The sequence below is a fragment of the Cupriavidus sp. HY129 genome (assembly GCF_059492215.1).
In genome coordinates this window covers 2,427,294-2,451,039 of the sequence record NZ_CP083255.1, presented here as the reverse complement: position 1 = coordinate 2,451,039, position 23,746 = coordinate 2,427,294, and the positions used below count along the sequence as shown (strand labels likewise).

Sequence of the window (23,746 nt, the reverse complement as noted above, 5' to 3'; positions counted from 1 at the left end):
TCACTTGCCTCCTTTCTTCTGATGGGCCCGGACTGCGGCCACGACTTTCTCCGCCGCGTCGGCGAGATGATTGGCCGATAGGATCGGCAGTCCCGAATCGCGCAGGATGGTCTTGCCCAGTTCGACATTGGTGCCTTCCAGGCGCACCACCAGCGGCACCGTCAGATCGACATCGCGCGCTGCGGCGATCACGCCTTCGGCAATGACATCGCAGCGCATGATGCCGCCGAAGATGTTGACCAGGATGCCTTCCACCTTGGGGTCGGCCAGGATGAGCCGGAACGCCGCCGTCACGCGCTCCTTGGTGGCGCCACCGCCTACGTCGAGAAAGTTGGCCGGCTCGCCGCCGTAAAGCTTGATGATGTCCATCGTGGCCATCGCCAGCCCCGCGCCATTGACCATGCAGCCGATGTTGCCGTCGAGCCGCACGTAGTTCAGCGCGTGCCTGGCCGCTTCGGTTTCGGCCGGATCCTCCTCGCTTTCGTCGCGCATCGCTTCGATATCGGGATGCCGGAAAAGGGCGTTGTCGTCGAAATTGAACTTGGCATCGAGCGCGATCACGTCGCCGCTGCCCGTGACCACAAGCGGATTGATCTCGACAATCGAGGCATCGAGCTCCGTAAATGCGCGATAGGCAGACAGGATGAAGCGCGTGGCCGCCGCCACCTGCTTGCCGGACAGCCCCAGCCCGAATGCCAGGCGCCGGGCATGGAACGGCTGGATACCACTGGCGGGATCGATCGCCACTTTCAGGATCTTCTCCGGGGTATGCGCGGCAACTTCCTCGATTTCCATGCCGCCTTCCGTGGATGCCATGACGGTGATGCGTGATGTGGCGCGGTCGATCAGCATGCCGAGATAGAGCTCGCGCGCGATGTCGCAGCCTTCCTCGATATATAGCCGCCGTACTTCGCGCCCGGCCGGCCCGGTCTGCTTGGTCACCAGCGTGGCGCCCAGCATCTGCGAGGCGTTTGCCTGCACCTCGTCGATGGACTTCACCACGCGCACGCCGCCCTTGCCGGATGGATCGCCGGCAAACCGGCCCGCGCCGCGTCCACCGGCGTGGATCTGCGACTTCACTACCCAGATGGGGCCGCCCAGCTTGCGTGCGGCCTGCGCAGCCTCTTCGGGGGTAAATGCCACACAGCCGTTTGGCACGGCGACGTCGTAGCGCCGTAGCAGCTCCTTGGCCTGATATTCGTGAATGTTCACGTGTCTCCTCGCTTGTCTGTCACCGTGGCCGCAGGTCGGGGCCCGCCTGTCCGGTTTTGCACGGCGTGAAATATGGTATGTGATATATCAAAAAGAAAATCAAGCTGGATTTGATGCTCAGGGCAGGTGGAGGAGGCTGTCCGGGTGACCGCCAGTCTTCAGAAGACGATCGCATCAATGCCTTGTCATTGATCGGAAATCGGCATTTTTTGCGGGTTAACGCCAAAGAGAGTGGCCCAGCTTGCTGCGGTGCGTCGTTGAAAGTCGGCAGCGGCCAGCATTTTGTTCTTGTTGTTTGGTGGTATATCACATACCGTATGTCATCAAGATCGGCTGCTTTCCGAAGCGCAACGATCTGCGATCCGACGATCCAGTCCAAACGAGGAGACAAAGACATGTCCGCTGTCGTATCCACCCGGCCCGAGACCACCACGGCTGAAGACACGCTGAAGCAAAAGTCCCGCGACGCGGGCGTCATATCCGGCGGCCATCTGGTGGCTCGCGCCCTCAAGAACGAGGGGGTGGATACGATCTTCACGCTGTGCGGCGGGCACATCATCGACATCTACGACGGCTGCGTGGATGAAGGCATTCGCATCATCGACGTGCGTCACGAGCAAGTGGCCGCGCACGCAGCAGATGGTTACGCGCGCCAGACCGGCAAGCTGGGCTGCGTTGTGACCACGGCAGGTCCTGGCTGCACGAACGCCGTCACGGGCGTGGCCACCGCCTTCCGTTCGGAAAGCCCGATCATCCATATCGGCGGCCAAGGTGCGCTGTCCCAGCACAAGATGGGATCGCTGCAGGATCTGCCGCACGTGGACATGATGGCGCCGATCACGAAGTTCGCGGCCACCATCCCCAGCACCGAGCGCGTGGCCGACATGATCTCGATGGCTGCCCGCGAGTGCTTCAACGGCGCGCCGGGGCCGGCCTATCTGGAAATCCCGCGCGATGTGCTGGATCGTGAAGTCGATGTATCGCGTGCCGTGATCCCGCGCCCGGGCCACTATCGCGCCTCGACGAAGTCGATCGGCGATCCGCGCGACATCGAAAAACTGGCCGACATCCTCGTCAACGCCGAACGTCCGGCAATTCTCTATGGCCAGCAGGTCTGGACCGCGCGCGGGCATGAGGAAGCCGTCGACCTGCTACGCGGTCTCGATATCCCCGGCTATTTCAACGGCGCCGCACGTGGCCTGCTGCCTCCGGGCGATCCGCATCACTTCGACCGCACCCGTTCGCAGGCATTCGCCAATGCCGATGTGCTGGTGATCGTCGGCACGCCTTTCGACTTCCGCATGGGCTATGGCAAGCGCATCAGCAAGGAGATCACGCTGGTGCAGATCGACATGGACTACCGCACGGTGGGCAAGAACCGCGAGATCGATCTGGGCCTGGTGGGCGATCCGGGCGCGATTCTTGGCGCGGTGCTGCAGGCGGCCAGTGGGCGGATCAAGAACGATAAGCGCCTGGCGCGCAAGAAGTGGATGGGTCAGTTGACGGAAGCCGAAGCCGTTGCCACGGAAAAGCTGATGCCGCTGTTCAAGTCGGAGAACAAGCCGATTCACCCGTATCGCGTGGCCTACGAACTCAACGAGTTCCTGGCCGACAACACGATCTATATCGGCGACGGTGGCGACGTGGTCACGATTTCCGCGCAGGCGGTGCGTCCGCGCCGTCCGGGCCAGTGGATGGACCCGGGCGCGCTCGGGTCGCTCGGTGTCGGTACCGGCTTTGCGATCGCAGCAGGCGTGGCCAATCCGGGCAAGGAAGTCCTTTGCTACTACGGCGACGGATCGTTCGGCATGACCGCGTTCGACATGGAAACGGCCAACCGCTTCGGCGTGCCGTACCTGGCCGTGATCGGCAATAACTCGGCGATGAACCAGATCCGCTACGGCCAGCTTGCCAAGTACGGCGACGACCGTGGCAATGTCGGCAACCTGCTGTCCGACGTGCCGTTCTCCAAGTTCGCCGAAATGCTGGGCGGATATGGCGAGGAGGTGCGCGAGCCGGGCCAGATTGCAGGTGCGCTGCAGCGCGGCCGCGAGTCGATCGCGAAGACCGGCAAGTCCGCCGTCATCAACATCTGGGTGGACCCGCGCGAGTACGCGCCGGGCACCAAGAACCAGACCATGTACAAGTAAAGGCCGGTCGCCAGCACGACATTGCCTCAAGAGAATCCTCAAGGAGACAACGCCATGAACAACAAGGCACTGGAAGGGGTCCGCATTCTGGACATGACGCATGTGCAGGCCGGCCCGTCGGCCACCCAGCTGATGGCCTGGCTGGGTGCCGATGTCATCAAGGTGGAACTGCCTGGTCGCGGCGACATCACGCGTAGCCAGCTGCGCGATGTTCCGAACGCGGACAGCCTCTACTTCACGATGCTGAACTCGAACAAGCGCAGCCTGACCTTGAACATGAAGACGCCGGAGGGCAAGGCGCTGCTCGAAGACCTGGTGCAGCGCTGCGACGTGCTGGTGGAGAACTTCGGGCCGGGCGTGCTGGATCGCGCCGGGTTCGACTGGGACCGCCTGCAGTCGCTGAATCCGCGCCTGATCTACGCGTCGATCAAGGGCTTCGGCCCCGGCCCGTACGCCGATTGCAAGGCTTACGAGAACGTGGCGCAGTGCATGGGCGGCTCGGCCAGCACGACTGGCAACGAAGACGGCGTGCCGACGGTGACCGGCGCGCAGATCGGCGATTCGGGCACGGGTGTGCATTGCGTGGTCGGCATCCTGGCCGCGTTGCTGCACCGTGAGCAGAGCGGGCGCGGGCAGCGGGTGGAAGTCGCCATGCAGGACTCGGTGCTGAACCTGTGCCGCGTGAAGCTGCGCGATCAGCAACGGTTGTCGGCCGGGCCGCTCAAGGAGTATCCGAACGACGATTTCCAGGACTACGTGCCGCGCGCCGGCAATGCGTCGGGTGGCGGACAGCCGGGTGCGGCGCTGCGCTGCTCGCCCGGCGGCGCCAACGACTTCGTCTACGTCATCATCCAGCCGCAGGGCTGGGAGCCGCTGATGCGCCTGTGCGGCCGCGAGGATCTGATCACGCATCCGCAGTTCGCCACGCCGGAGGCACGCCTCAAGTGCCTGGCCGAGTGCTTCTCGATCGTCGAGAAATGGACGCGGACCAAGAGCAAGTTCGAGGTGATGGCGGCGCTCAATGACGTCGACGTGCCGTGCGGCCCGATCCTGTCGATGAAGGACCTGATCGAGGACCGATCGCTCTACGAGCGCGGCTATATGGTCGAACTCGACCATCCGGAGCGTGGCAGGTACGTGCAACTCGGCTGCCCGATCTCGCTGTCAGAATCGCCGGTGGAAGTCGAGCGCTCGCCGTTGCTTGGCGAGCATACCGAAGAGATCCTCGAGTGGCTCGGCCGCACGCCGTCGCAGATCGTCGCGCTCAAGGCCGCCGGCGCGGTGTAGCCCCCACACCCTCAACGCACACTCTCTCAACCGATCCCGGCGAAGTCCGCAGGCCGCCCGCATCTCCAATGCGTGGCGGGTGGGCCTGCTTTCGCCTTGCGCAGCCCATTCGGGCCGCGTTTTACGCCTGCCCCTCATTCATGCCTGAACAGATGGAGACCTGACATGGCACATGACAAGGATGCTGTACGCAAGATTCTCGCAATCGCCAAGAAGGAAGGCCGCAATGCGCTGACCGCCCCCGAAGGCAAGCTGGTTTGCGATGCCTATGGCATCTCTGTGCCGGGGGAGGGCGTCGCCAGGTCGCCCACGGGCGCGGTGGAACTGGCCAGCAAGATGGGATACCCGGTGGTGCTCAAGATCGTGTCGCCGGACATCCTGCACAAGACCGAAGCCGGTGGTGTGCTGGTGGGTTTGAACTCGGCAGCCGACGTGGAGCGCGGCTATCTGACGATCGTTGAGAACGCGAAGAAGTACAACGCGAACGCGCAGATTGTTGGCGTGCAGGTCCAGCAGATGATCGGCGGCGGGCAGGAGGTGATCATCGGCGCGGTGACCGACCCGTCCTTCGGCAAGCTGGTGGCATTCGGCCTGGGTGGCGTGCTGGTGGAGGTGCTCAAGGACGTGACGTTCCGCATGGCGCCGGCAACCTATGACGATGCGCTGTCGATGCTCGATGGCATCGCCGCGGCGGACGTGCTCAAGGGCGTGCGCGGCGCGGACCCGGCCAATCGCGAGGTGCTGGCCGGGATGATCCAGCGCGTGTCCGAACTCGTGAGCGATTTCCCCGAAATCTCCGAGCTTGACCTGAATCCGGTGTTCGCCAGCAAGGATGGCGCGATTGCCGCCGACGTGCGCATCGTGATCGACGACTCGCCGCAGCCGGAGAAATACCGCCCGAGCCAGGAAGAGATCGTCCGGCAGATGAACCGGATCATGCGTCCCGACACGGTGGCGGTGATCGGCGCATCGGCCGAGGACGGCAAGATCGGCAACTCGGTCATGAAGAACCTGATCAATGGCGGCTATCAGGGCAAGATCTACCCGATCCACCCGAAGGCCGACGAGATCATGGGCATGACGGCCTACAAGAGCGTGCTCGACGTACCGGGTGATGTCGATGTCGCGGTCTTCGCCATTCCGGCCAAGTTCGTCGCGCAGGCATTGGAGGAAGTCGGCAAGAAGGGTATTCCGGGCGCCGTGCTGATTCCGTCCGGATTCGCCGAGACCGGCAATGTGGAGGGCCAGGACGAGATCGTCGCCATCGCCCGCAAACACAATATCCGACTGATGGGGCCGAACATCTACGGCTTCTACTACACACCGAAGAACCTGTGCGCGACGTTCTGCACGCCGTACGACGTCAAGGGCAAGGCCGCGCTGTCGTCGCAGTCGGGTGGTATTGGCATGGCGATCATTGGGTTCTCGCGCTCGGCCAAGATGGGGGTGTCCGCGATTGTCGGGCTCGGCAACAAGTCCGATATCGACGAGGACGATCTGCTCACGTTCTTCGAGCAGGACGACAACACCGAGATCATCGCCCAGCATTGCGAGGACCTGAAGGATGGCCGGTCGTTCGCCGAAGTGGCTCGTCGCGTCTCGAAGAAGAAGCCGGTGGTGGTGCTGAAGGCAGGCCGCACCAGCCTTGGCGCGCGTGCCGCAAGCTCGCATACGGGCGCGCTGGCAGGTAATGACAAGATCTACGAGGACGTCTTCAAGCAAGCAGGCGTGATCCGCGCCCGCTCGCTGCGCGACCTGCTCGAGTTCGCGCGCGGCATTCCGAAGCTGCCGACGCCGACGGGCGAGAACGTGGTCATCATTACCGGCGCGGGTGGCTCGGGCGTGCTGCTGTCCGATGCGTGCGTGGACAACGGACTGTCGTTGATGACGATGCCCGATGACCTCGACGCGGCGTTCCGCAAGTTCATCCCGCCGTTCGGCGCGGCCGGCAACCCGGTCGACATCACCGGCGGCGAGCCGCCCTCCACGTACAAGAACACGATCAAGCTCGGCCTGGAAGATCCGCGTATCCACGCGATCATCCTGGGCTACTGGCACACGATCATCACGCCGCCGATGGTCTTTGCCAAGCTCGTGGTCGAGGTGAAGGAAGAAATGCGCGCGAAGGGCATCGAGAAGCCGATCGTCGCGTCTCTGGCCGGTGACGTGCAGGTCGAGGAGGCTGCGGAATACCTGTACGAGCACGGCGTGCCGGCCTATGCGTACTCGACGGAGATTCCGGTGGCGGTGCTCGGCGCAAAGTACAAGTGGGCGCGAGGGGCGGGCAAGATCTGACGCGTTCGGTTGTTCGTACGGCTGCCTCTTTCCCTCTCGCGCCGGCGTGAGAGGGGAAGAGGGCCAGCGCTTCCATTGCCAAGGCCCTCGACATGACAGCCCACGTCGAGGGCTTCTTCTTTTTTCGTAAGGAGCCCCCATGCAGCAAACCTGGATTCGCTTCCGCAGCCCACGCGGAGACACTGGCTTCGGCCTCGTCGATGGCGATCGCGTCATCGTGTACGACGGCCCCGGCTACACCGGCTCGAAGCCCACCGGCGCCGTGCTGCCCGGCGACGAAGTGCAGCTGCTGGCGCCGTGCGAGCCGGGGAAGATCGTCGCGCTATGGAACAACTTCCACGCGCTGGCGCGCAAGCTCGAGAAGCCCGTGCCGCTGCATCCGTTGTTCCTGATGAAGCCGGCCAGTTCGCTGGCCGGGCCAGGCGACGCCATCGAGCGGCCCGCCAGCTATCGCGGCAAGATCGTCTATGAAGGCGAACTCGGGATCGTTATCGGACGCAAATGCCGCAATGTGGGCGTGTCGGAGGCGGGCTCGCACATCTTCGGCTACACGGTGGTCAACGATGTCACCGCGGCCGAATTGATCACCGAAGACCCGAACTTCCCGCAGTGGACACGGGCCAAGGGTTACGACACGTTCGGCTGCCTGGGGCCGGGCATCGTCACCGGCTTCGACTGGCGCGCAGCCAGCGTCGTAACGCGGCTCGATGGCGTGGAGCGGCAGAACTATCCGCTCGCCGACATGGTCTTCTCGCCCGAAGAACAGGTCAGCCGGATCTCACAGGATCTGACGCTGATGCCCGGCGACGTGATTGCCTGCGGTACGTCGCTCGGCGTCGGATCGATGAAGGACGGCGCCGTGGTCGAGGTGTCGATCGCCGGGATCGGCGCTCTGGTCAATCACGTGAAGGGATAGCCGAGGAACGACAAAAGGCCCCGCGCGGGGTAAGGCCGTTTCGCTGATGGTCTGTCTGAAGAATCGGACGTTGTAGCGCTTAGGCAGGGCTTTGACCACACGGGGGCATTTATGCCCCCGTCGCTTTTGGATGATCGCCAACTGAAGTTTGACGCGCATGCGCTGCAGATAGGCCGGCAGCTTGCCTGAGCCATGCTGGCTGTCCAGATCAGTTCGCTCTGTATCAGGCGCAAGGCCAGAACAAAGCTCGGGTCCGTGGGCTCGATGCGGTCCTCCAGCGCAGCCTTGGCCATTTTCAGATGCCCCCTTTTCTACGCAATCAGTGCCCCCCAGAGTTTTCCTGAAGCACGCACTTACGCAGTTGGATACGCAAAGCCAGTGCGGCCCCGAGCATGGCTTGCTTCAGTTCCCGATAGTTGGTTTCGAATTCCCAATGGCAGTAGTAACACGCGAACGAACCCGTCGGGCACGCGGCTCACGATTGCGATCCGGCGGGCAGGGTAGTGGAAACCAATTGGCGGCGATATCGCATTTCTCTGATTCTGCGCGAGACCTTGCTTTGCACTCAACTGACGCCGGAATCGCATTCCCGGCACCACAGTTTGCGGGTAGCGTTCGATGCTCGGGAGCGCATATCGTCGCTAGATGTTGGCTCCTCGCAGCCCCGGTTCGATCACGCTGGCATTCATTTTCACGAGGCAGCGCAAGGCAGCGATGCTGCTGCAGCCGACCGGGCAGCCCATCGGCGGGCTTACCACGCGACGTTCCATCCGGAATCGGAAGCATGACACAACCGTTCATTACCGTACCTATTGCCTTGTCATGCACGCGCAGTGCAACGATCACCCTGCCGTGGTTCGTCCAGCGCACCGAATACAACCCAGCGCCCGCCACCTTCAAGCCGCTGGTGAACGGCGAGACGGCATTTCGCGACATCTACGACGCGATCTTCCGTGCCGAGAAAAGCGTGGACATCATCTGCTGGGGTTTCCAGCCGTCCATGTTCTTCAAGCGTGGCGCAGGCGGCCAGGGAACAAAATGCATTGGCGAATTACTGGAGGACGTAGGCAAGCGCGGCGTTAAGGTGCGCTTGCTGTGTTGGGGTGGGCAGGTGCTCGGCCTACCGGAAATCAACAACAGATTCGGCCCCGAGCCAAACATGCCACACCGGCCCGCCGCTCACATGAGGCCAAGACCGCACCCGAGCAGGCATGCCGAGGACTTCGATCGCTGGTGGTACTGGTCGGTCGCGCAGAAAGATCCGAGAAGGCTGACGTTTCGCAATGTGGTCATGGACCCATCGGTCATCGCCAGACACATCCCCTCGGTCTGGCAAGTGGCGGCGCTGAAGAATGTCGAGTTCATGACGCGGGACTTCGATTTGCCGAGCCGGCTGGAGATTGCCTTCAGGACCAGCCTGTTCGGTGCGGACAAGCAGCGCGGCGCGGGCAACAAGGCTGCCGGAGGGGCGGCCATGGGCCTTGCCGCGCCGACGCATCACCAGAAAATGGTGTTGGTCGATTACGAGGTCCCGAACAAGGCGGTTGGATACGTGATGGGACACAACATGCTGGACGCGTACTGGGACACCGACGACCACAGTGCGGCCAAGATGCCGTGGGGGTATCTTGGCCGCAATGGCGCGACACCGAGGCACGACATCTCAAGCCGGGTGACTGGGCCGATTCTCCAATACCTCAACGATAACTTCTGCGAGGCGTGGGATCGGGAAACCGGCACCGGTCTGGGTAAGGCGCGCAAGCCAGCCGCAGCCGGTCTCAGAATGCTTCCGTCGCTAGGCGACAAGGTGATGGCCCAGGTGCTGCGCACACACTCTCAGAACGGCAAGCAGGACATCGAAGAAATGTATCTCCAGGCGGTGAACAATGCGACGCAGTTCATCTATATCGAGAACCAGTACTTTCGATTCAAGCCCCTGGCGGACAAGATCAATGAAGCGGTAAAGAAGCAAATCCAGTGGGGGCGCGACCACGGTCAACACGGGGCCATCCATCTCTTTGTGATCACGAACTCCAGCGACGAGGGTATGGGCGATGGTACGGTCAACACCTACCGCATGCTCAACGCGCTGGGACGGGCCGAAGTCATTCCGGGCGTGGCAAAGCTGGAGCAGGAGGATGCTCGCCAGGCCGAACTGCAGCGCCAGTATGACGCGGCCAGAGCACAAGCGAGGGAAGCCCAGAGAGCGATTGCCGGGGTATATCAGTTCACCCATCTGGGCGATGCATATGTGCAGAAGTTGCTGGCTCGAGCCAAGGAGAAGCTTCAGCAGGCCCGCGCGAAACAAGCGGAGGCAAAAGCGCAGATGAAGGAGCCACCAAAGGCTGTCCTGCCTGCACCGATCGACGGATTGAAGGTCCACATCTGCACCCTCGTAGCACCCGACTCGCCGCCGGACAAGTGGCAGGACGTGTATATCCACGCCAAGCTGATGATCGTGGACGATGTCTTCATGACGCTGGGATCGGCCAATATCAACACGCGCAGCATGGAGGGCGACAGCGAGCTGAACATCTGTCATGAGAACGAGGCAGTGACACGGCCATTGCGCCGGAAGCTTTGGCATGACCATACGAAGGGGATGGGCGATCAGGATGATCCGGCGAAGGCATTTAAGCAGTGGGGGAAGATCATCGGAGAGAACGCGAGACGCAAGAAGACCGGGAGCGAAGCGCCCCATGCCTCCCTGATCGAGTTCCAGCGCGACGATCCGAAGCGGACCTACAAGGACTGACCGATGCGTATCGTACGGGCCGCGTTGCTAACCGCCCTTACCTTGACCGCCTGCTCCAAGGAAAACTCCATGCCGACCGTACCCGATCTGGCCACCGTTCGCGCCAATCTGGCCTTTACCTGTGTCTACGAGGCGGACCATCTGCCGCCGCTTGATCCGGAGGCCGATGTGTTGTTCAAGTACGCCCGCTATCTGCAGAAGCTTGAGGGACCCAAGGACTTCGATGACGTAGCGCGCTACTACCGGATCGCCGCCGCTCACGGTCATTACAAGGCCAACAGCAACCTGCAGAAGCTGGTCTCGGAAGGCATGGCGTCATCGCCGCTCCCACAGCGGGAGAGCGTCGCGCTGGCCAGTCAGTTGATCGACGCGGGCGTGCCGTCGGGCTATTACGACATCGGCTACTACCTAAACCTGGGATATGGACTCAAACAGGACAAGGAGATGGCGCTGCGCTACTTCCGCAAAGCTGCCGATCTGGGCAACGCCGACGCCCAGTTTTTCGTTGGCGATCTGCTGGCGCCCCGGGATAATGCGCCGGAAATCGCCAGGCAGATGCGGCAGTGCGCGACGGACCAGGGACACGGCGAGGCAGCTGGTACGCTGGGCGTCAATCTAAGTGGTAAGAAACATTTCCCCGAAGCGGTGGCTGCATTTCAGAAGGGCGTGATAGCGGGTGATTCAATGTCTGCGTCATTTCTGGAACATGGCTTCAAAGCCCCCCCTCCCTCAGACGGATTGAATTACCTCGCCCTTCCAAACGATCCCGAACGGTCGCGGCGCTACAAGCTGATCTGGCGGTTCCTGATACGCAACGACGGCCGCAATCCCAAAGTGCCGGACATCGATCAGATCGTGCCACTGCCCCCTGCGAAGCTGCCGCCCTGGGACGGCACCTTCCAGTGGCAGAAAGAACAGGATGCCGCTGTCCCGCCCGACAAGCCATCGGACGAACTCATCAACCGCCTGAGCCAGGCCAAAAATCTCGACCCGGCCACCGGCCTGCCGCTGACCACTTCAGCAGAGACCGCGCAGACGACGACCTCTGCGCCGGAGCAGAAGCCGCTGCCACTCGGTACTAAGGCGAGCACGGGCGAGCAGTGTCCGCAACGTGGACTGTGGTGCGTCAGAGGTGCCGCCAGCATCGCTGGCTCCAGGCGCGAGTTCGAGAAGGGGGACATTCTGCCTCCACTGACGGCCTACGATCCGCGCCCCTTTGCGTGGATGGATTCCCTGCTGGGAATGCGTGAGCAATCCGCTGACGTGATCAGTTGACGCCGGCGCCTGCCATCGCCCGCATGTACTCGCTCTTCTTGTCGAAGATGAGTTCGCTCAGGAACGATGCTTCGTAGGCCTTCAGCAGGTGCGCGTGGAAGTCTTCGATATAGCGCGCGACGCGGGTCTTCTCGCATTCAATGCCGCAGAGCCAGTCGAACATCTGCATGTCCCAGCGGAAGCGCAGCCCGAGTTCGGCGAACGCGGCGTTGTACGCGGCGAGCTGCATTTCGCGATCAGGCTGGCTCGTCTCGCTGGCTGCCGGGGCGGTAATCGGTGCGGCGGGCTGGAGTTGGTTCATGATCGTCTCCTTGCATGGCTGGTGGGGCGGCTTGATGCCGGTTTGATGCCTGCAGCTTAGATGGGACGATCGATTTACGATAATTAAAGTTTCATCGCAAAATCATAAGCAATCATTTATGGATGGCGCGCGGGCGAATCAGCCCCTCCACGCCAGTGATCTGCTGGATCAGCGTGGCGCCTTCTTCCATGAGGAAATGCTTGAATGCCAGGGCCACGGGTGGCAGGCGCTTGTTCTTGCGGTGCACCACGTACCAGTTGAGCATTACCGGGAAGCCCTGAATGTCGAGCACAGCCAGCTTGCCGGCCTGAAGTTCCAGCCCCACCGTGTGGGCTGACAGGAAGGCGATGCCCATGTTCGCGATCACCGCCTGCTTGATGGTCTCGGTGCTCTTGATCTCCATCGCGATGCGCAGGTTAGACAAGCGCCCCGCGAAGCCTTCCTGCATCGAGTTCCAGGTGTCCGAGCCTTTCTCGCGCGAGACGAATGCTTCCTCGGCCAGGTCAGACAGCGGAATATTGCGCTGGCCCACCAGCGGATGGTTCGGCGCGGCGACGATCACGTAAGGGTGGGGGGCGAATGCTTCGGCGATGGTATCCATGCCTTCCGGCGGGCGAACCATTACCGCCAGATCGGTCAGGTTGCCGGCTAGCTGATGCAGCAGTTCTTCGCGATTGTGCACAGCAAGATTGAGCGTGACCGATTCATGCCGGTTCATGAACTCGGCCAGCAGGCGGGGAAAGAAGTAGTCACCGGCACTGATGACGGCGACGTTGAGGCGCCCCCCGGATATACCCTTAAGCTGCGCCATCGCGTCTTCGGCCTCGCGGAACTGCTGGATGATGCATCGGCTGTAATGCAGCATCTCGGTGCCGGCCGGCGTCAGGTAGATGCGTTTGCCAAGCTGCTCGAAGAGGGGCAGGCCGACATGGAGTTCGAGCTGTCGAACCTGTGTGGAAACAGCAGGTTGCGTGAGATGAAGCTCCTCCGCCGCACGTGAGAAGCTCAGATGGCGGGCCACCGTTTCGAACACTTTCAGCTGGCGAAGCGTCGCGTTCTTCATCGCACGATATCCTGCAATCTATAAATGATCGTCAATGATCATAATAAAAAACTTTATGCTGTGCTGATCTAAGTTTGAAGTAGCATCAATCCACAGATGCAACGTGCCGCAATGTCAGGCGCGCTCATTCAGTAGTGAAAAAGTCGGGCGTCCACAAGGCCAGCCCAGCAGTCGCGCCACCAGAGCGCGAAAGACACTAATGCAAGGAGACACGACATGGCGCACACCAACGCGGCAGGCTCCGCCGTGGGCAATTTCAATGGCGGGCTGCTTCGCAACCGCTGGTTCCAGCTCTTCATCGGCGTGATCTGCATGGGGCTGGTGGCCAACCTCCAGTATGGCTGGACATTGTTCGTCACCCCCATGAACGCCCGGCACCACTGGGGCGAATCGGCGATCCAGGTTGCGTTTTCCATTTTCATCGTCACCGAAACCTGGCTCGTGCCGCTGGAAGGCTGGCTCGTCGACAAGTTCGGGCCCCGCCCCGTGGTGGCCGGCGGCGCGATCTGTGCCGGACTGGCGTGGGTGATGAACTCTTACGCCACGACCCTGCCGATGCTGTACACGGCTGCCGTGATCGCGGGGATTGGCGCGGGCGGTGTCTATGGCACGTGCGTCGGCAATGCGCTGAAGTGGTTCCCGGACAAGCGCGGCCTGGCGGCAGGACTGACCGCTGCGGGCTTCGGCGCGGGCTCAGCGCTGACGGTGATTCCCATCGCCAGCATGATCCAGAAGTCCGGCTATGAGCACGCCTTCTTCACGTTCGGCATCCTGCAGGGTGTGCTGATCTTCGCGATGGCGCTGCTGCTGGTAAAGCCGCAGCCGCCCAAGGGCGTAGTGGCGAACAAGGCCATCCTGACCAACCCGGTTGAATTCACGCCGGGCCAGATGGTGCGCACGCCGGTCTTCTGGGTGATCTATGCCTCGTTCGTGGCAGTGGCCGCGGGCGGCATCATGGCTACCGCGCAGCTTGGGCCGATTGCAAAGGACTTCGGGTTTGCCTCGATGCCGGTCACGATGCTTGGCATGACACTGCCGCTGCTGACGATGACGCTGTCGATCGACAACCTTTGCAACGGGCTCACACGTCCGCTGTGCGGCTTTATCTCCGACCGCATCGGCCGCGAGAACACGATGTTCGTGATCTTCATTGGTGAAGGGCTGTCGCTGATCGGGCTGCTCGAACTGGGCCATGACCCCTACTGGTTCATGCTCTTCGCCGCGCTGACCTTCCTGTTCTGGGGCGAGATCTTCTCGATCTTCCCCGCCCTCTGCGCCGATACGTTTGGCAGCAAGTTCGCCGCGGCCAACGCCGGCACGCTCTACACGGCGAAGGGTACCGCCGCGCTGCTGGTGCCGCTGGCGTCCGTGCTGTCCCACCACGGTGGCTGGAACCTGGTGTTCACGGTGGCGGCCGTGATGACCGTGGCAGCGGGGCTTTCCGCCAAGTTCGTGTTGCAACCGATGCGTCGCCGCTTCATTACCGGCCACGCGATGGCGCAGCCCGTCAGCGATCACGCGACATACATGGCCGGGTTCTCGACCGGCAAGGGTGAATAACCGGTCCGGCGAATGCGGAAAGGAGCGGCAGCATGAATGTATCGCTTCCCCAGTTGAAGGCTTTCGCTGCGGTGGCTCGCCAAAAAAGCTTCACGCGTGCTGCGGCCGAGCTTGGGCTGACACAGTCGGCCATCAGCCGAAGCGTGCGCGAACTGGAAGAGGAGATCGACCAGCGGCTGTTCGATCGCACCACGCGCCAGGTGGAGTTGACCGATGCGGGCGAGATGCTGTCGCAACGGATCTGCCATCTGGTCGAGGAAGTCGAACAGACACTGCGCGATAGCCACGGCACCGGCAAACCGTGTGAAGGCACGGTGCAGATCGCCACCGATCCGGTGTTGTCATCGATGACGTTGCCGATGTGGGTGGCTGGCTGCCGCAAGGCATGGCCCGGCATCGGCATCACGCTGCGCGACTGCTCGCATGAATGCGTGCTGCAGCGTGTGCGCAGCGGAGAGGTTGATTTCGGCATCGCCAGCAATCCGGCGCCTTGCGACGATCTTTACTGTGAACCCCTGTGCGTGGATCCTTTCCAGGCCGTGCTGCCGGCGGGGCATCCTCTGGCCGCGCGGGAGTCACTGGGGTGGGGCGAACTGGGCGATGCGTCGGTGCTGACGCTCGATCAGAGTTCCGGCATCCAGCCCGCGGTGGAGCGCGCGCTGGCCGCCTATCGCGTACGTCCGGGCTCATTGCAGGTACTGGGCCACTTTGCCGCGGTCTTCGGCATGGTGGCGATGGGGCTGGGGATCGGTGTGGTGCCATCGCGGGCCCAGGCCGCTGGCATCGCGCCCTCGGCAGTGCTGCGCCCTTTGCGTCCGCAGGTGACGTCGCACGTCATGCTCGTGCGCCGCAAGGCCCGGTCGCTCAAGCCAAATGCGGCGGCAGTGTGGGACAACCTGCGTGCCCAGGAATATGAGCGTGGCGATTACGCCAATCAGGGGCTGCTGAAGAAAGTGGGGTAGGGCATTGAATCGAATTCACGTGCGGCACTGCCGCAGGCGTATTGCGATCAACTTTTGATGCAACGGACGTTCAATTTGAGATGCGCAACGCACCCTATGGGGTGCGTTGTTGCTTTTAGAGCGACATGTCTATTGATATATCACATACAAAATATTTACAGACGCCGCAGTGCAGCATATACTGAAGACTCCTTGATCTATCTCACTTAGGAGTTTTCATGAACGCCGTACTGCTTTCCGCCATCGCCCTCGGTTTGATCGCGACGGGTGTCGCCGTGACCTACCTGCTGGCAACGCGCCTGCCGATGCGCCTGCTGGCCACGGCGCAAGACCATGGCCGCTTCGCCGGACTCGGGTCCACGCAGGAAATTGACGGTGCGGGCCGCGCAACGCCGAGCACCTCCACATCGGTGCAGCCGCAATTCGCGCACGCCTGATACTCCCAGGCGAGTTTTACCAGCAGGAGCCTTGTGACGGCCGGCAACTCCTGATGTCCAGCAGTACCGAGCAGTTTCACCACGGCCGTTCCTTCCTTGTTTTTCCCTTCGTTTCGCGCAGACGGTTCCACGCAAGCCTGTCGAAGCGGTCTCCGATAGTCCCGATGCCCTTTCGGGTTCATGCGGTGGTGTTCTGAACCACCCGCCACTCATCCGTTGCCTGTCTGATTCGCCGCTTGGGACTTTCCCTAGGGCGGTCGATTCACGACGTGCGCCGCAACATTTCGCGCCGGCTTTTTCCGGTTGGGCATTGATGCCGGATTCGTACCTAAGTCCTTGATCCGGAATGAGGCTTGCCGGGGCAGGGCAGTGCGTTTGATGCACCTTGCGCACCATTGATCCAGCCCCTCGAAAACCGTCGTCAAGAATGTCTGCACGATAGGTCAGGCAGGCATCCAAATCGCCTTGACACTGTTGATATATCACATACCGTATAGCACTAGAACGGCTCAGCTGTTCGAGATCAGCAGGGTGAAGCGACGCGATAGACCAGAGGCATCTCCGCAGATGCCCATCCACAACGGCGACCACGGTTGCCAGAAGGAGACACCATGGAACCTCAGCAGAACGGAAGCGCGCCGACGTCATGGTTTGCATCGCCATGGACGCAGCTCGTATTCGGTGTGATCTGCATGGCGATGATTGCCAACATGCAGTACGGCTGGACGCTGTTCGTCAATCCGATTGACGAGAAGTACCACTGGGGTCGCACCGCGATCCAGGTGGCATTCACGATCTTCGTGGTCACGGAGACCTGGCTGGTGCCCATCGAAGGGTATCTGGTCGACAAGTACGGGCCACGCCCGGTGGTCATTGGTGGTGGCCTGCTTTGCGCGGTGGCCTGGGCGTTGAACTCGGTGGCCTCATCGTTGCCGATGCTGTACTTCGCGGCAGCGGTGGGTGGCGTCGGGGCCGGGGCGGTCTACGGGACCTGCGTGGGCAATGCCCTCAAGTGGTTCCCGAATCGTCGAGGGCTGGCGGCGGGACTGACGGCCGCGGGTTTCGGTGCAGGTTCGGCCGCGACCGTGGTGCCAATTGCCAACATGATCAAGTCCAGCGGCTACGAGGCTACGTTCCTGTGGTTTGGGCTCGGGCAGGGGATCGTCGTGGTGTTGCTCGGCATGTTGCTCTATCCGCCGTCGGCCAAGATCCTCTCGGACGTGAAGAGCACGCTGAAGGCAGCGGCCACCTACAACGCCACGCCACGCCAGGTGCTGTCGTCGCCGATTTTCTGGGTCATGTACGCCATGTTCGTGATGATGGCGGCAGGCGGACTGATGGCAACGGCGCAGCTTGGGCCCATCGCCAAGGACTTCGGCCTGCACGACTCGCCAGTCTCCATCCTTGGCCTGACCCTGCCGGCGTTGACCTTCGCGCTGACCATCGACCGCGTGCTAAATGGTCTGACACGTCCGTTCTTCGGCTGGATTTCCGACAACATTGGTCGCGAGAACACCATGTTCCTGGCGTTCGCGGTCGAAGCCGTTGGCATCCTGCTGCTGGCCAAGTACGGGCAGAACCCAACGGCATTCGTAATCCTGACCGGCATCGTGTTCTTCGCCTGGGGCGAGATCTACAGCCTGTTCCCGGCGACATGCGGTGATACCTTCGGGCCGAAGTTCGCGGCGACCAATGCGGGGATGCTCTACACAGCGAAAGGCACCGCCGCACTGCTTGTGCCGTTCTCCAGTGTTATCACGGCGGCAACAGGCGACTGGTACGCGGTGTTCATGCTGGCGTCCGGTATGGCAGCGGTATCGGCCCTGATGGCGATCTTCGTGCTCAAGCCGATGCGCGAAGCCCATGCAAGGAGATTCGTCCAGGATAGTGCTGGCACGCCGATGGGATACCGTCCTGTTCCGGAGGACCTGACCTGAGTGAGTGCGCTGTAAAACCTTGGCCCGCCTCGCGCGGGCTTTTTTGTCGTTCTATTTTCCCGATATACGGGAAAGTGATTGCAGGATCTTCCGGCTAATCATCGGGATCGTTTGCGACTAGCATCCACTTATCTCTCCCTTCAAAGGATGCCGCCATGAAAGCCATTGGTCTGACCCGTTACCTGCCCATCAGCGATCCGCAGTCGCTCGTCGATGTCGAGATCGCCCGGCCCGAGGCCAGCGGCCATGACCTGCTGGTCAAGGTGGAGGCGATCGCGGTGAATCCCGTGGACACCAAGGTCCGGGCGCCGAAAGACAAGGTCGAGGATGCGCCGCGCGTGCTGGGCTGGGACGCCGCTGGCACCGTCGTGGCTGTCGGCGGGGATGTCACGCTGTTCAAGGTAGGCGATCCCGTGTTCTACGCCGGCAGCATTACGCGCCCCGGCGCGAATAGCGAGTACCACCTGGTAGACGAGCGGATCGTCGGCCACAAGCCGGCTTCGCTCGATTTCCCACAAGCGGCAGCGCTGCCGCTGACGGCCATCACGGCCTGGGAAGCGATGTTCGATCGCCTGCGTATCTCGCCGAAGGGCGAGGATGCCGGCAAGTCGGTGCTGATTATCGGTGGTGCGGGTGGGGTAGGGTCGATCGGCATTCAGCTTGCCAAGGTTCTGGCTGGCTTGACGGTGATTGCCACAGCGTCCAGGCCGGAATCCGAAGCCTGGTGCCGCGGCCTTGGGGCCGACCATACGATTGATCATCACGGCGACATCCCGGCCCAACTGCGCGCGCTGGGTTTCGCGCATGTGGACTTCGTCCTCTGCTTCAACGACACCGATCGCCATTTCAACGCCATGGCCGAGGCTATCGCCCCGCAGGGAACGATCTGCACGATCGTGGAGAATACCGGCCCACTGGCCATTTCGGCGCTCAAGAACAAGAGCGCCGGCTTTGTCTGGGAATTAATGTTCACGCGGGCGATGTTCCAGACGCCGGACATGATCGCGCAGCATCGGCTGCTGAACGAGGTGGCGCGGTTGATCGATGCCGGCAAACTGCGGACTACGGTGGGCGACAACCTCGGCACCATCAATGCAGCCAATCTGCGTCGCGCCCATGCGCTGCTGGAAGGCGGGCGAACGATCGGCAAGCTGGTGCTCTCCGGCTTCTGATAGCGGTATATGTGCAATTAACTGCCAAGCAGCGCGCGATACCAATATGAAGGGGCGGGCCTCTCGCGAGGCCCGCCCCTTTTACTTGACTTGCAGTCGGGACGAGATTAGATGGTGGTGACCGGCGACGTCCGCGCGCTTGTCATGCGATGCACGGGTGGCATGGCCTGCAGATCGTTCACGAAGCCGGCAATGTTGCCAATCACGGTAGCGTCACGCAGGATGCGGCGATGCCCGAGGCCCTGGGTTGTTACCAGCCGCGCGGCTGGCCACGCGCCGGCGATTGCCGCACCGTCTTCCCAGCGGACTTCCTTGTCCTCGCGATCATGAATCACCAGCGCGGGTGGTACCGGGCGCGTGCGTCCCACGTCGGGTACGTTGAACGTGGACCACTGCGTGCCCAGCCACTGTTCACTGCGACGCTCCATGCGGGTCTGCACGTGTGGCGCCACGCCAAGTTGCCACGCGAGGGTGGAGCAGGCGGTGTGCATGTCGGCGGGAGAACCGAGCATGACCACGCCGCGCACGGGCAAGCCTTCGCGGATTGCGTGGGCCGTGGCCGCGCCGCCCATCGAGTGGGCCACCACCGCATGGACCGGGCCGACGTGCCAGGCAACGGCCAGAAGCGATCGGGCCATCTCGATGATCGAGCTTTGATCCTGCCCGCGCGCGCCTGCGTCCGAGGCGCCATGCGATAGCGCATCGAATGCCACCACCCGCATGCCTGCCGCGAGCAAGCCGCTGACCACGGCGTGCCACTGGCCGGCTTCGCCGCCCCAGCCGTGCGCAAGCAGAATCACGGGTCCCTTGCTGCCCCAGCGATAGACGCGCACGCGCCGGCTGGCGCCCTGGCCGGTGACCAGTGCCCATTCTGTGCGGGCGGTGTCGAGCAAGCGCAGACCGTCGGGCGTGGATCGCGCACGCGGCGGGCTGAACCACAGGTGCTCCAGCGCCCGGGAAGTCGCCTCGGGGAAAAGCAGGCTGCCGGCCTGCCAGCTCAGACGTCGGCTGGCATGACTTATCGCACCGGCCAAACGGGAAAGTGTGGCGCCGGCGCGTCGGCGATTGGAGGCCGTCTCGCCGGGTGCGGATGCACGGGCGGGGCGGGTTTGGGTTGACGATGACAGCACTTGCGACACGACAAACTCCTCCTGCGGATGCTTCAACCGGTCAGGCCGGCAGTAAGACCCAGTGAATCCTGAAGTTTTTTGTACGTCACGACCGACCAGTCGTGCTATTTTTTGGGCAAGAAAAAGTGGCAAAAATGCCGTTGGATACACCGCGCTGCCGTCACCGATACTTATCGTGCGGATGCTCTAACGCTGCTATTTCCGTCTTAGCGTGCCGCAACGAGCGGTTCGGCGCGATTCTCTTTCAGGTCATTGACCAGTCTTGCAAAGGCGCGCCGTGCCATCGTTTCGGCACTGGCGCGGCCCATCAGCTTGAATGACGACTGGAAGGACATGCCGATGCCTTCCATTTCGAACGCAAACTGGTGCGCGTCGGTATCGGCGCGCAATACACCTTCATCCACTGCATCGCCAATCACGCGCACGATCGTGCTGTGCCAATCCTTGAATGCCTGCACAACCTTGTCGCGTATGACTCCGGGGCGATTTGCGTACTCCTGGGAGAGGGCCATGAAAATGCATCGACCCTCCACGACCGTGCCGCCCAGCCATGCCAGGTAGCCATCGAACAGCGCCAGCAATCGAGGCGCGCCACGGCGCTGCCGCATGGCAGGGTTGATCACGATCTCGCCAAATCGCTCCATCGCGTGTTCGAGCACGGCTTCCTGCAGCGCCTCCTTTGATTTGAAGTGCGCGTACAGCCCGCTCTTGGACATGTTCGTGTCCGCCGCCAGGGTCGCGAGCGACAACTGCTCGAACCCGACCTGCGTCGCGGATCGGAATGCCTGCTCGATGATGGCGGTGCGAGTGAGTTGGCCTTTTTGCATGGGCTTGAGAATAGCACGACCGGTCGGTTTGTCAACTTGCCTTGTGCCACACATTGACGATACTGATGTGACGTCAACGCAAAACAGGCGGTCCCGTTATGTGTGTGGCGGGAGGAGGAAGTTGTGCTCTATCCGTCTTTTGGATGAGAGTCTGGAAGAACGGAGCGAGCCATCATAGGAAATCTGCAAAAGTGTTCCAGAAGACCTTACGGAACGCTTTACGTGCTCTATACTCGAATGCACGTCCGCGCACTTTTTTTTCACTGGTGACTGGAGACCGACATGAACAGTACAGCCGTGCCAAGAGGCGCTAGCGAACCGTTCCGGCAACTGCGGGCGTTGCGTCGAGCGCGCAAGCTCAAGCAGGAGGACGTCGCCCGTAAGGCCGGGATATCCCGGGAAGCTTATCTACGGGCGGAATCGGGACAAGCCGATCCGCGTATGTCCACGTTCCTCGCGGCCTGTGAGGCACTGGGCCTCGAGGTCGTACTTGCTCCGCAGCATCTTGCGGCAGACGTGAACGCATTCATTGCCAGCCGTAATGGCGGCGTAACAGCCGCATCCATGGCGGGCCCGGCAACCGCCGCGCCTGCTGCGCCGGCCCCTGGCGGGTTCGGTTCGGGCTCGACGCCCGAAGGTCACAAGCCCGTCTGAGCCCGGTAGGGCTCCGGATTTCTCGGCACGGCGAACGTTCGTTCGCCGTGCCGAGGTCCAGTCGCCCCTGCTTCGGGCGCGATGACCCTTTCCTCCTGGCTGGCCTAGGCGCAGCCATCGCCGCTGTCGTCCATGCAGCCAGCATCCTGCCTCGCCGATTCTCCGGCGTGACTGGCAGCTCCTTTCCGAAAGACTTTCCTCCCTGTCCGTCCTGCTTTCGCAGCACATCCGTGCATCTGCGCGTTTGCTCGCGCGCTGTCGCCTATCGTAATTGTGGTTTGACATTGCGCAAGACGATGATTACGATTTGGTAAATCGATTTCATAATACGTAAATCGAAGAAAAAGCGGAGACATCGTCATAAGACGGGCCTGGCGTTCGCCAGCAGCCAGTCTCCTTGCCGCCCAGGATGCTCGCCGCGTCGCAGGTACGAGCAAAGTGAGAGGAAGACTTCATGACCCAGACCCAACTCAATGTGGCTGACACCGCCGTGGCGCAGTACATGTCCGGTTTTGCCAACGAGTTCGCCACGGAGGCGTTGCCCGGCGCATTGCCGGTAGGACGCAACTCGCCGCAGCGCGCACCGTATGGCCTGTATGCCGAACAGCTGTCGGGCACCGCGTTCACCGCGCCGCGCGCCCACAATCGCCGTTCGTGGCTGTATCGCATTCGCCCGGCAGCCATGCACAAGCCGTTCACGCTGATCGAGCAAGATCGTTGGCTGAGCCGGTTCGACGAAGTGGCGCCATCGCCAAATCAGATGCGCTGGAGTGCGCCGGCCATGCCGACCGTTCCCACCGACTTCGTCGATGGCATCGTCACGATGGCTGGTAACGGCGGTCCGGAAGCGCTGTCCGGGTGCGGGATCCATCTGTATCTGGCCAACGCGTCGATGCGGGACCGCTTCTTCTACAACGCCGATGGCGAGATGCTGATCGTGCCGCAAGAGGGCCGTCTGCTGATCATCACCGAGATGGGGCGCTTGGCCGTGGAGCCGCAGGAGATCGTAGTGATCCCGCGCGGCGTGCGTTTCCGTGTGGAACTGCCCGACGGCGCCGCGCGTGGCTATATCTGCGAGAACTACGGCGCGATGTTCAAGCTGCCCGACCTCGGCGTGATCGGCTCCAACGGGCTGGCCAATCCGCGTGATTTCCTGACGCCGGTCGCCAGCTACGAGGATCGCGAAGGCGATTTCGAACTGGTCGCCCGTTTCCAGGGCAATCTGTGGCGTGCCGACATTGGCCACTCGCCGCTCGATGTGGTGGCGTGGCACGGCAACTATGTGCCGTACAAGTACGATCTGCGTCTCTTCAACACGATCGGCTCGATCAGCTACGACCATCCGGACCCGTCGATCTTCCTGGTGCTGCAATCGCCGTCGGATACGCCGGGCGTGGACACGATCGACTTCGTGATCTTCGGCCCGCGCTGGCTGGCCGCGGAAGACACGTTCCGTCCGCCCTGGTTCCACCGCAATATCGCCAGCGAATTCATGGGTTTGATCGCGGGCGAGTACGACGCCAAGGCCGAAGGCTTTGTGCCGGGCGGAGCGAGCCTGCACAACTGCATGAGCGGTCACGGCCCTGATGCGGAGACCTTCGAGCGTGCGTCCGCCTCTGACACCAGCAAGCCGCACCACATCACGGACACGATGGCATTCATGTTCGAAACCCCGGGCGTGATCCGTCCGACGCGGCACGCTGCCGAGTCGGCGCTGCTCCAGCACGATTACTACACCTGCTGGCAAGGCCTGAAGAAGCATTTCAACCCGAACGTGCGTTGATCTGACGCGACTCTCGCACCAATAGGAGTA

The 23,746-nt window shown here is 62.3% G+C and carries 18 protein-coding genes; 13 read left to right on the top strand and 5 right to left on the bottom strand.

Annotated elements, in window-relative coordinates; translation table 11 throughout:
- A complete protein-coding gene (gene sucC / locus K6G35_RS27290) occupies window positions 1–1,212 on the bottom strand; it encodes an ADP-forming succinate--CoA ligase subunit beta (RefSeq protein ID WP_008652308.1) in 1,212 nt (403 codons plus the stop codon).
- A 395-nt stretch (window positions 1,213–1,607) separates the two neighbouring features.
- Here sucC and K6G35_RS27285 point away from each other — a divergent pair, with 395 nt between their 5' ends.
- From K6G35_RS27285 to K6G35_RS27260, 6 genes are all read left to right on the top strand, one after another.
- Complete coding sequence (locus K6G35_RS27285; protein ID WP_008652307.1) at window positions 1,608–3,362, top strand: thiamine pyrophosphate-binding protein; 1,755 nt, start codon at window positions 1,608–1,610, stop codon at window positions 3,360–3,362.
- Window positions 3,363–3,416: 54 nt separating this feature from the next.
- Complete coding sequence (frc, locus tag K6G35_RS27280) at window positions 3,417–4,649, top strand: formyl-CoA transferase (protein ID WP_317915432.1); 1,233 nt, start codon at window positions 3,417–3,419, stop codon at window positions 4,647–4,649.
- Between the two features lie 165 nt (window positions 4,650–4,814).
- Complete coding sequence (locus K6G35_RS27275) at window positions 4,815–6,944, top strand: acetate--CoA ligase family protein (protein WP_495676660.1); 2,130 nt, start codon at window positions 4,815–4,817, stop codon at window positions 6,942–6,944.
- Between the two features lie 139 nt (window positions 6,945–7,083).
- Window positions 7,084–7,860, top strand: a complete 777-nt coding sequence (locus K6G35_RS27270; protein ID WP_008652303.1) for a fumarylacetoacetate hydrolase family protein — start codon at window positions 7,084–7,086, stop codon at window positions 7,858–7,860.
- Window positions 7,861–8,644: 784 nt separating this feature from the next.
- Window positions 8,645–10,615, top strand: coding sequence for a phospholipase D-like domain-containing protein (locus K6G35_RS27265; protein WP_495676659.1), 1,971 nt, complete (start codon window positions 8,645–8,647; stop codon window positions 10,613–10,615).
- A 3-nt stretch (window positions 10,616–10,618) separates the two neighbouring features.
- Complete coding sequence (locus tag K6G35_RS27260; RefSeq protein WP_495676658.1) at window positions 10,619–11,890, top strand: SEL1-like repeat protein; 1,272 nt, start codon at window positions 10,619–10,621, stop codon at window positions 11,888–11,890.
- Here K6G35_RS27260 and K6G35_RS27255 read toward each other — a convergent pair.
- Window positions 11,883–12,191 carry an HAD family hydrolase gene (locus tag K6G35_RS27255; protein WP_008652298.1) on the bottom strand — a complete coding sequence of 103 codons (309 nt, stop codon included), beginning with the start codon at window positions 12,189–12,191 and terminating at the stop codon, window positions 11,883–11,885. The genes K6G35_RS27260 and K6G35_RS27255 overlap by 8 nt on opposite strands.
- 112 nt (window positions 12,192–12,303) lie before the next feature.
- On the bottom strand, window positions 12,304–13,254 hold the full coding sequence (locus K6G35_RS27250; RefSeq protein WP_008652296.1) for a LysR family transcriptional regulator: 951 nt from the start codon (window positions 13,252–13,254) through the stop codon (window positions 12,304–12,306).
- Window positions 13,255–13,470: 216 nt separating this feature from the next.
- Here K6G35_RS27250 and oxlT (K6G35_RS27245) point away from each other — a divergent pair, with 216 nt between their 5' ends.
- The 5 genes from oxlT (K6G35_RS27245) (at window position 13,471) to K6G35_RS27225 (ending at window position 19,322) form a co-directional block, all read left to right on the top strand.
- The gene (gene oxlT / locus K6G35_RS27245) at window positions 13,471–14,814 is read left to right on the top strand and encodes an oxalate/formate MFS antiporter (RefSeq protein ID WP_495676657.1); all 1,344 of its coding nucleotides are present in this window, start codon (window positions 13,471–13,473) and stop codon (window positions 14,812–14,814) included.
- Between the two features lie 32 nt (window positions 14,815–14,846).
- Entirely contained in the window at window positions 14,847–15,776 is a 930-nt protein-coding gene (locus K6G35_RS27240) for a LysR family transcriptional regulator (protein ID WP_186426563.1), read from the top strand.
- Between the two features lie 218 nt (window positions 15,777–15,994).
- Window positions 15,995–16,213 (top strand): hypothetical protein, encoded by a 219-nt coding sequence (locus tag K6G35_RS27235; protein WP_008652293.1) that lies wholly within the window; start codon window positions 15,995–15,997, stop codon window positions 16,211–16,213.
- Between the two features lie 611 nt (window positions 16,214–16,824).
- A complete protein-coding gene (oxlT, locus tag K6G35_RS27230) occupies window positions 16,825–18,150 on the top strand; it encodes an oxalate/formate MFS antiporter (RefSeq protein WP_008652292.1) in 1,326 nt (441 codons plus the stop codon).
- A 155-nt stretch (window positions 18,151–18,305) separates the two neighbouring features.
- A complete protein-coding gene (locus K6G35_RS27225) occupies window positions 18,306–19,322 on the top strand; it encodes a zinc-binding alcohol dehydrogenase family protein (RefSeq protein ID WP_495676656.1) in 1,017 nt (338 codons plus the stop codon).
- Between the two features lie 107 nt (window positions 19,323–19,429).
- Here K6G35_RS27225 and K6G35_RS27220 read toward each other — a convergent pair whose 3' ends face one another.
- Both K6G35_RS27220 and K6G35_RS27215 read right to left on the bottom strand, forming a co-directional pair.
- Window positions 19,430–20,461 (bottom strand): alpha/beta fold hydrolase, encoded by a 1,032-nt coding sequence (locus tag K6G35_RS27220; RefSeq protein ID WP_035883517.1) that lies wholly within the window; start codon window positions 20,459–20,461, stop codon window positions 19,430–19,432.
- Between the two features lie 197 nt (window positions 20,462–20,658).
- The gene (locus K6G35_RS27215; RefSeq protein WP_008652289.1) at window positions 20,659–21,279 is read right to left on the bottom strand and encodes a TetR/AcrR family transcriptional regulator; all 621 of its coding nucleotides are present in this window, start codon (window positions 21,277–21,279) and stop codon (window positions 20,659–20,661) included.
- Window positions 21,280–21,561: 282 nt separating this feature from the next.
- Here K6G35_RS27215 and K6G35_RS27210 point away from each other — a divergent pair, with 282 nt between their 5' ends.
- Both K6G35_RS27210 and hmgA read left to right on the top strand, forming a co-directional pair.
- Entirely contained in the window at window positions 21,562–21,933 is a 372-nt protein-coding gene (locus tag K6G35_RS27210) for a helix-turn-helix domain-containing protein (protein ID WP_017513237.1), read from the top strand.
- 454 nt (window positions 21,934–22,387) lie between these two features.
- The gene (hmgA, locus tag K6G35_RS27205; protein WP_008652287.1) at window positions 22,388–23,716 is read left to right on the top strand and encodes a homogentisate 1,2-dioxygenase; all 1,329 of its coding nucleotides are present in this window, start codon (window positions 22,388–22,390) and stop codon (window positions 23,714–23,716) included.
- The last annotated feature ends 30 nt before the right edge of the window (window positions 23,717–23,746 follow it).